8 protein-coding genes are annotated in these 8,215 nt (G+C 70.9%); 4 read left to right on the top strand and 4 right to left on the bottom strand.

What is annotated here, in order from left to right:
- From AC1DW3_RS26520 to AC1DW3_RS26505, 4 genes are all read right to left on the bottom strand, one after another.
- Nucleotides 1-453: hypothetical protein (locus tag AC1DW3_RS26520; RefSeq protein ID WP_477936540.1), on the bottom strand; the 453-nt coding region annotated here is incomplete at its 3' end.
- Between the two features lie 4 nt (nucleotides 454-457).
- A complete protein-coding gene (gene sctC / locus AC1DW3_RS26515) occupies nucleotides 458-2,272 on the bottom strand; it encodes a type III secretion system outer membrane ring subunit SctC (protein WP_477936538.1) in 1,815 nt (604 codons plus the stop codon).
- Complete coding sequence (locus AC1DW3_RS26510) at nucleotides 2,269-4,248, bottom strand: FHIPEP family type III secretion protein (protein WP_477936537.1); 1,980 nt, start codon at nucleotides 4,246-4,248, stop codon at nucleotides 2,269-2,271. The genes sctC and AC1DW3_RS26510 overlap by 4 nt, the downstream gene beginning before the upstream one ends.
- Nucleotides 4,245-4,937 carry a lytic transglycosylase domain-containing protein gene (locus tag AC1DW3_RS26505; protein WP_477936535.1) on the bottom strand — a complete coding sequence of 231 codons (693 nt, stop codon included), beginning with the start codon at nucleotides 4,935-4,937 and terminating at the stop codon, nucleotides 4,245-4,247. The genes AC1DW3_RS26510 and AC1DW3_RS26505 overlap by 4 nt, the downstream gene beginning before the upstream one ends.
- A gap of 378 nt (nucleotides 4,938-5,315) precedes the next feature.
- Here AC1DW3_RS26505 and AC1DW3_RS26500 point away from each other — a divergent pair, with 378 nt between their 5' ends.
- The 4 genes from AC1DW3_RS26500 to AC1DW3_RS26485 are packed head-to-tail and all read left to right on the top strand — an operon-like array spanning nucleotide 5,316 to nucleotide 8,149.
- Nucleotides 5,316-6,533: an EscU/YscU/HrcU family type III secretion system export apparatus switch protein gene (locus tag AC1DW3_RS26500; protein ID WP_477936533.1), complete on the top strand. Its 1,218-nt coding sequence runs from the start codon at nucleotides 5,316-5,318 to the stop codon at nucleotides 6,531-6,533.
- A gap of 4 nt (nucleotides 6,534-6,537) precedes the next feature.
- Nucleotides 6,538-6,831 (top strand): flagellar biosynthetic protein FliO, encoded by a 294-nt coding sequence (locus tag AC1DW3_RS26495; protein WP_477936531.1) that lies wholly within the window; start codon nucleotides 6,538-6,540, stop codon nucleotides 6,829-6,831.
- Nucleotides 6,828-7,457: a GNAT family N-acetyltransferase gene (locus AC1DW3_RS26490; protein WP_477936529.1), complete on the top strand. Its 630-nt coding sequence runs from the start codon at nucleotides 6,828-6,830 to the stop codon at nucleotides 7,455-7,457. The genes AC1DW3_RS26495 and AC1DW3_RS26490 overlap by 4 nt, the downstream gene beginning before the upstream one ends.
- Complete coding sequence (locus tag AC1DW3_RS26485) at nucleotides 7,454-8,149, top strand: hypothetical protein (RefSeq protein WP_477936527.1); 696 nt, start codon at nucleotides 7,454-7,456, stop codon at nucleotides 8,147-8,149. Before AC1DW3_RS26490 ends, AC1DW3_RS26485 begins: the two co-directional genes overlap by 4 nt.
- Nucleotides 8,150-8,215: the final 66 nt, after the last annotated feature.

Below are 8,215 nucleotides of genomic sequence, written 5' to 3'. Positions count from 1 at the left end.
GAGCATGGGTCGGGGGCGCGGCGGGGCGATGGCGGGGCGCAGCCCCTGGGCGCGTTCGCTGGCGGGCAGCTCGGGGCCGTCGTGCAGCACGGGCTCGGGCCAATAGTCCTGGTCGGCCGGGCCGTAGGCCACCCGTGTGTCGCCCAGCTGCAGCGGCTGGCCCGGCAGCCAGGCGTGGACGGCGGTGCCCGGCAGCAGCGCCTTGTCGTCCAGCACCGCCTGCCCGGCGACGAGCTGCAGGCCGACGCGGCCCGGCGCGGCCGGCACCAGCCGCAGCTGGAAGTCGATGTCGCTGGCGAGCAGGATGTCGGCGAACTGGGTGTCGGCCTGGTTGGACGCGTTCAGCCCGCAGACCAGCAGCTCCTGCTGTGCATCGAGCCGCGCGCGTGCGCCGGCCTGGCGGCCGGCCAGCACGCGCAGTTCGAGCATCGAGGCGGGGAGGTTGGGCTTCATGGCATCACTCCTGCTGGACTGCACCTTCGCCACCCGCCGATCCCGCCGGGGCGGCCGGATTCACGAGAGGCTGGCGGGCCTTCTCCATCACGTCGGCGGCGGCCTTGCTGCTGGCCAGGCGCGGCGTGATGAGGAACATGCGCTCGATGCGCTGGCCGCCCTTGCGCTGGGTCTTGAAGAGATTGCCCAGCAGCGGGATGTCACCCAGCAGCGGCACCTTGTCGACGCCGGCCGTCGAGCTGTCGCGCACCATGCCGCCGATCAGCAGGCTCTCGCCCTCGGAGATCAGCGCCTGGGTGTTGATGCCCGAGCGCTCGACGATGGGCAGGTTGTCCACGCTCTGGCCGGTCAGGCCGCCATCCTCGATCTGCACCAGCAGCTTGATGCGCGCGCTGCCTTCGCCGTCGGCGCCGTCCTTGAACACATGCGGCGTGACGCGCAGCCGCGTGCCGGCGGTGACGTTGAAGAGGTCGACGTCCTCGCGGCCGGCGACGCGGACGTAGTAGGTCGAGCTGTTGTCGAACACCGCCTCGACGTTGGACAGCGTGACGACCTGCGGACTGCTGACGACCTTGGCCGCGCCGTCGCTCTGCAGCGCCGTGATGCGGGCCACGAAGGGGAAGCGGTCGCCGATGACGGCGGAGATGACGCCGCCCTTGGCGCTGGGTGTCGGGTCGACCTGGCCGTTGAGGCGGTTGTCGCTGGCCGTGCCGTTGCCCAGCATCAGGCTGGACAGGCCGTGGTTGTAGCGCCAGTTGATGCCGAGCTCGCGCATGCGGTCGGTGTTGATGTCGATGATGGTGGCCTCGATCTCCAGCGACTGGGGCTCGATGTCCAGCGACTTGATGAGGGCGGCATAGCGGTCCAGCCGCTCCGGCAGGTCGCGCACGATGACGGCGTTCAGGCGCGGGTCGGCCTCGATGCGCGGCGCGAAGTCGGGTGGCGCCGCGGGGTCGGCGGCCTCGGGTGCGGCCTGGCCATAGCCGACCTGCGTGAGGGCGGCGACGAGGGTGTCGGTGCCACGCACATTCGGCGCGGCTTCGTCGACGAGGCCCAGCGTGGTGGTGTTGCGCGCGCCGCCGCCGCGCACGCGCTGGCTGCCCTGGGCGCGCGTCGGGTCGGTGCTCACGGCGGCCGCGCGGGCCTTGCTGGGCTGGCCCGTCAGCGAGCGCAGGATGCTGGCCACGCCGGGCAGCGTGGTCTGCTGGCCGCCGAAGCTCATCGGCACGTCCTGGGCCCAGGCATAGCGCAGGTAGAAGATGCGGTAGTCGGGCAGAGGCTGCTGCTGTTGCGGCGCCCAGGCGCGCATGGCCGCGGCGGCCGTGGCCGGGCGCACCTGGCGCACCAGCTCGTCCACCTGCTGCACGAAGCGCTTGGCGCCGACGGCCAGCAGCGCGCCGTCCTCGCCGAACTTCAGCGTGTTGCGCGCGTCGGGCAGCTGCAGGGCCTGGGCGGCGCGCTGGATCTGGCTGGCCGCCGCGGGGGTGAGCAGATAGCTGCGCGTCTGCGTGTCGCTGGCCGGCGCGATGTAGAGCACGCCGCCGTCGTAATAGCTCAGCAGGTTGTAGGCGCGGCTCAGGTCGCGCAGCAGTTTGGTCGGCGTGCCGTCGAAGCGGCCGTTGACCTGGCCCTGCAAGCCGCTGGCGACGACGGGGATGTCGCTGCCCGAGAACAGCCCCTGCAGGAACTGCTCGATGGGCTGGTCGCGCGCTTCGAGCTTCACGACGCGCAGGCCTTCCGGCAGCGGAGCGGCCGACAGGGGCAGAGCTTGGGCCAGCAGCAGCGTGGCGGCGGCCGCGATCTTGAGGGTGGAGGTCATGCGGCGAGCAGCGCGGCTTGCGGGGGAAGCGCGTCCAGACGGGGTGGGGGCAGATGCAGCAGCGGCGTGAGTCGCAGCGTCGGCAGCAGTTCGTGGAAGGACAGTACGGGGGTGTCGAAGCACTCGTTCTCGATGAGCTTGCGCAAATGCCAGCGCAGGTCGACGGCGCAGACCAGGGCCTGCGGCCGCAGCGCCTGCACCTGGGCCTGCACCTCGAGCGCGAACTGGCGGGCCACGTCGGGCGAGACGGCGAGCTGGGTGACGCCGCCGCTGACATGCAGGTTCTGGCGCAGCAGCGTCTCCAGTTCGGGCGACAGCAGCAGGGCCTGCAGCTCGCCGCTGGCGCAGACGCGGTGGTGGGTCTGGCGGCGCAGCGCGATGCGCGTCATCTCCGTCAGCGCCTGCACGTCCTTCTCGCGCTGGCTGGCATCGGCGAGGGCTTCGAGGATGTCGCGCAGATTGCGGATCGAGACCTCCTCGGCCACGAGGCGGCGCAGCACCTCGGTGACCTTCTGCACCGGCAGGGCGCGCAGCACTTCCTTCACCACGTCGGCCAGCTCGGCCTGGGCGCGGGTCAGCAGTTCGCTGGTTTCCTGGATGCCGATGAAGAGGGCGGCGTTGCGGCGCAGGGCCTGGTGCACCTGCGCGGCCAGGGCTGCGGCGTCACCGACCTGGGCACCTTCCGACAGCGGCACCTCATGGGCGAGCAGCCGCCAGCCGCCGGTGCCCAGGCGGCCGTGCAGGGCCACGCGCGGCAGCGGCAGCCCCTGGTCGAGCTGCAGTTCGTCCAGCGTGGCCTCGATGGCGCGCGTCACGGCCAGACCGCCATCGCCGAGCAGCGACTGAGGCAGCTCCAGCAGCAGCGGCACGGAGGGGCGCAGGCGGGGTTGCGCCGTCTTGAAAGCGGCGGGCTCGGGCTTGCGGCGCGTGGGATTGAACCGGGGCATGCGCCGGGTCAGCCAGTCGCGGCCCCGGGGCATCAGCAGCACGCCGGCCGCGCCGAAGACGACGGCCAGCAGGCCGAACACCAGCGGCGGAAAGCCCGGCACCGTGGCCAGCAGCAGGCAGATGGCGGCGGCCATCAGGTGCACGCGCGGCTTGGCGCCGAGCTGCTTGCGGATGGCGTCGCCGAGGTGGCGGTCGTTCTCGTCGTCGTTGGTGCGCGTCACCAAGAGGCCCGCGGCCATGGCGCCGAGCAGGGCCGGGATCTGCGCCACCATGCCCTCGCCGATGGACAGGATGGAGTAGCGGTGCACCGCGTCGCCCAGGCTCAGGTCCTGCTGCAGCACGCCGATGGCCAGGCCACCCAGCAGGTTGATGAGGATGATGATGATGCCGGCGATGGCGTCGCCCTTGACGAACTTCATCGCGCCGTCGAGGCTGCCGTGCAGCTTGCTTTCCAGCTCCAGCGTGCGGCGGCGGCGCTTGGCCTCGTCCTTGTCGATGAGGCCGGAGCGCAGGTCCGAATCGATGGACAGCTGCTTGCCCGGCATGGCGTCCAGCGAGAAGCGCGCCGCCACCTCGGCCACGCGTTCGGCGCCCTTGGCGATGACGATGAACTGCACCACCGTGATGATGAGGAAGACCACCAGGCCCACCACGAGGTTGCCGCCGGCCACCAGCTTGCCGAAGGTCGCGATGATGTGGCCGCCGTCGGCATGCAGCAGGATCAGCCGCGTGGTGGCGATGGACAGTGCCAGCCGGAACAGCGTCGTCATCAAGAGCACGCTGGGGAAGACCGAGAACTCCAGTGGCCCGGTCACGTAGACGGCGATCAGGATCAGCACCAGCCCGGAGGCGATGTTGACGGCCACCAGCATGTCGATCAGCCACAGCGGCAGCGGCAGCACCATCAGCGCGACGATGGCCACGATGCCGGCGACGAGGAAGAGGTCGCTGAAGCGGGCGATCAGGCCCTCGCGCGGCTGGTCGGCCGCGGCGAAGTAGCCCGAGAGGCCGTCGGGACGGCTGCTCATGCCTGCACCCCGAAGCGGCGCCGCAGTTCGGCATACACGGCCATCACATTGCGCACATAGGCCTGGGTCTCGGCAAAGGGCGGCACGCGGCGGCCATGGCGCTCGACCGCGCCTTCGCCGGCGTTGTAGGCGGCCAGCACCAGGCGCAGGTCGTTGCCGAAGCGGGTCTGCAGCTGCTTCAGGTACTTGGCCGACGCCTCGAGGTTGGCCTGCGGTGTCAGCAGTTCGCGCTCCGCTTCGGCCAGCCCCAGGCCGCGGCCGGTGGCGGGCATGACCTGCATCAAGCCCCSCGCACCGGCCGGGGAGATGGCCTGGCTCTGGTGGCGCGACTCGATGTGGGCCACGGCATGCAGCAGCAGCGGGTCGATGTCGTGGCGCTGCGCCACCTCGGCCATCAGCGGCGCCAGCGCCCGGATGCGGGCCTGGCCGGCGGCGTCACGGGACGATGCGGGCCGGGTCACGGCGGCGGGCGGCGCCTGCGGCGCGGGTGTGGCAGGCAGCACCTCGACGGGCATGACCTCAGGCTCGGGCGGATCGACCAGCGCCGTGCGAGTCCTCACCAGGGTGGCCAGGCACAGCCTCTCGGTCAGCGCAAAGCCGCTGGCGCCCGCGGCCGGCGCGCTGTCCAGCAGCGCTTCGGCGGAGGGAGAGGAAGAGGGGCAGTTCGGCGCGGCGGCGAAAGCCCCCATCAGCGGGGCTGCGCCTAACGCACCGGTCGCCATGACCTGGCAGATCCGTTGGAGTCCGAACACTTGTCTTCCCTGCTTTTTGAACCGGGCGGACTATGGGGGCAAGCCTTGCCTGCTTGTTGACCATTGCAAGCAGACGTAACTGACTGACCCGTAGACATTGCTCCTTTGTATGTAGACCAGTGCCCCCCACGTTTACGCGTGGAAACATCTGCTGCACCGCCGCAATCCGAGACCGGGCATCGTTCGGTCCCGCCATGCCAACCACCCTGTGGACGACGTGGTGAATGGCCCCCTAGAAGTAGGGCTGGCCTCGGCACTGAAAACAAGTTTTCACAAACCCCGTTTGCACCCCCTAGAAATAGGTGTTATGGACCCATGGCCGACGACAGCGGCGACAAGACCGAGCAACCCACACAGAAGCGCCTGCTGGACGCCCGCAAGAAGGGCGACATCGCCAAGGGCAAGGAGCTGACGACCACGCTGACGCTGCTGGTCTGGCTGGTGATGGGCGCCCTGTGCCTGCGCATGGCCTGCGAGCGCGTCGCGGCCCTGTGCGAGGGCCTGTTCGCGCGCGTGTCGGCGGGCTGGCGCGAGGAGGGCTTCGGCCATGTCGCCGTGCTGCTGGGCTGGCAAAGCGTCGAGCTGACGGTGCTGCTGGTGGCCCTGCTCGTCATTCCGGTGGCGGTGCTGGGCACCCTGGTGGAGTTCCTGCAAGCCGGGCCCGTGCTCGCCTTCGAGAAGGTCGCTCCCAAGCTCGAGCATCTCAACCCGGCCGAGGGCATCAAGCGCATGTTCTCCATGGACAACCTGGTCGAGCTGCTCAAGGGCATCTTCAAGACGGCGCTGCTGCTCGGCATCGGCTGGGCGGTGGCGCGGCTGCTGCTGCCCGACGCGATGCGGCTGGCCTCGGGCACGGACCGGCCGGTCCAGCATTTCGGCGGCCTGGTCTGGGAGGGCACGGTCAAGGTGCTGGCGTGGACGGTGGGCGTGTTCGCCGGCGTGGCCTTCCTGGACACCGTGTGGACGCGTCACCGCTTCACCAAGAAGCTGCGCATGAGCATGCGCGACATCAAGCAGGAGATGAAGGACAGCGAGGGCGACCCGCAGCTCAAGCAGCAGCGCAAGCAGGCCCACGCCGAATGGAGCCAGCGCAACCAGCAGGCCGCGGCGCGCGGCGCCAATGCGCTGGTCGTCAACCCCACGCATGTGGCCATCGCCATCGACTTCGAGCCGGGCCGCTGCCCGGTGCCCACCGTCAGCGCCAAGGGCGAGGACCATGTCGCCCGCGCCATGCGCGAGGCCGCCGAGGACGCCGGCGTGCCCATCGTGCGCAATGTGCCGTTGGCGCGCGAACTGCTGGCGCGCTGCGAGGAGGGCGAGGTCATTCCGCCCGATCTGTTCGACGTGCTGGCCGAGGTCATCGTCTGGGCCGAGGGCGTGCGCGAGCAGCTGAAGTGGGAGGCCGCCCGCGCCGACCCGCATCGCCGCAGTGAGACACCCGCCGAGCCGCCGCGCGCGCGGCAGGCACCCGGTGAAGACCTGACGCGCCATCCCGACGTGGACCCGCGCGTCGTGCCCGCTGGAGCCCACTGACGCCATGCAGGCCCTGATGCTCAACCTCGCCAGCACCGTGGCCGCCCTGGCCTTCGTGCTGCTGCTCGCCTGGGTGCTGATCCGCGGCTGGCGGCGCCTGCAGAACCTGGGGGGCCGCGGCCCGGCCGACGATGGCCAGGCCCTGCGCTTCGTGCGCGCCCTGCCGGTCGGTGCGCGCGAGCGTGTCGTGCTGCTCGACCATGCCGGCGAGCGCTGGATGCTGGGCGTCACGGCGGGGGGCATCAGTGTGCTGGCGCGCTGGCCGGTTACCGACGCGACGGCGGAGCGCCAGCCATGACGCCGTTTTCCCACCGCAGTGACAAGCTGCTGCTGCGCGAATTCGTCCCGGGCGACGCCGCCGACGTCATGCGCCTGCACGCCGACCCGCGGGTGCGCGCCCTGCTGCCCGACGAGCAGCCCCTGCACGAGGCGCGCTGGGCCGAAGCCTTTGCCGATTGCCTCACCGGCTTCTACCGCCGCCACCCGGGCCTGGGCATCTGGCGCTGCGCCGTGCCGTCGGGGCGAACGGAGAGCTTCGCCGGCTGGTTCAGCCTCATGCCCCTGCAGGCTGGCCCCGGTGTCGACGTGCGGCCTGGCGACGTCGAACTCGGCAGCCGCCTGCGGCCCGAGCACTGGGGCAGTGGCCTCAGCCTCGGCGGCGGCGAGGTGCTGCTGCGCCATGCCTTCGAGACGCTGGCGCTGCCCACGGTCTGGGGCGTTTGCCACCCCGACAACCGCGGCGCGCGCGTCTGCCTGGAGGCCCTGGGCTTCACGCCGCGCAGCCGCGCGCTCTACGAGGGTCAGCCCTCGGATTTCCACGCCCTGGATGCGACGACCTGGTCGGCCGTCCAGACCCTCAGCCGCCGCGAACGCCTGCGCCAGGTCCGGCGCGCCGGCGGCACTTCAACCCTCGCCACGCCATGACCACTTCCGCCTCACCCAACCCCTGGCAATCCGCCCTCGGCCGTCGTCTGGCGCAGGCCCTGGAGCAGTCGCGGTTTGCGCACGCCCCGCTGGCCGATGACGCTGCTGAACGCGACGCCAATGCCACGCGCTGGCGCCTGCCTTCGCGCGTTGCCGAGCCCGTTGCGGCAGCGGCCGCGTTGAACGAGATGCTGGGTCTGGCCAGCCAGGCCGGGCTGGTGACGCGCTGCCTGCAGCACTACCGCAACCAGCTGGCCGCGGGTCGTGCCGAGGACGACCTGGGCGTGGCCCTGGCCGCCTATCTGGGCGCCTGCCGCCAGGCCTTCGATCACGAGGCGCTGACGCCGCAGCGTTGGCTGTCCATCACGCAATGGGTCAAGGCCTGGGTCATCGACGAGCTGCCCTGGGAGGATGCATCCCTGTTGCAGCGCCAGGATGCCTTCGAGCGTTTCGCCGTACTGACCGTGGCGTTAGGCGAATGGACGGTGCAGGCCAGCCGCCAGGGCACGGCGCAACAGGCATCGGCCACCTGGATGGCCCGCAACAGCCTGCGTGGGCAACTGGGCCTGGACCTGCCGGCCCTGTGCGCGCTGCTGCGCCAGCTGGACGGCGCGACTGCGGCCAACCCTAGCGCGCCGGGCGCAGAAATAGGAGCAGCCGCATATAGGCAGCCCAAGCAGGACCCCGTTTAATGAAACCTGTCAGCGCCGCAGAGTTTGGTTCGAAACCTTAGCGACAAGACACGCAGCGGATCCGGT

The organism is Roseateles sp. P2_H4 (assembly GCF_056403315.1).
Note: the sequence above shows the minus strand (reverse complement) of the source record. Positions and strands in the feature narration are given on the sequence as shown.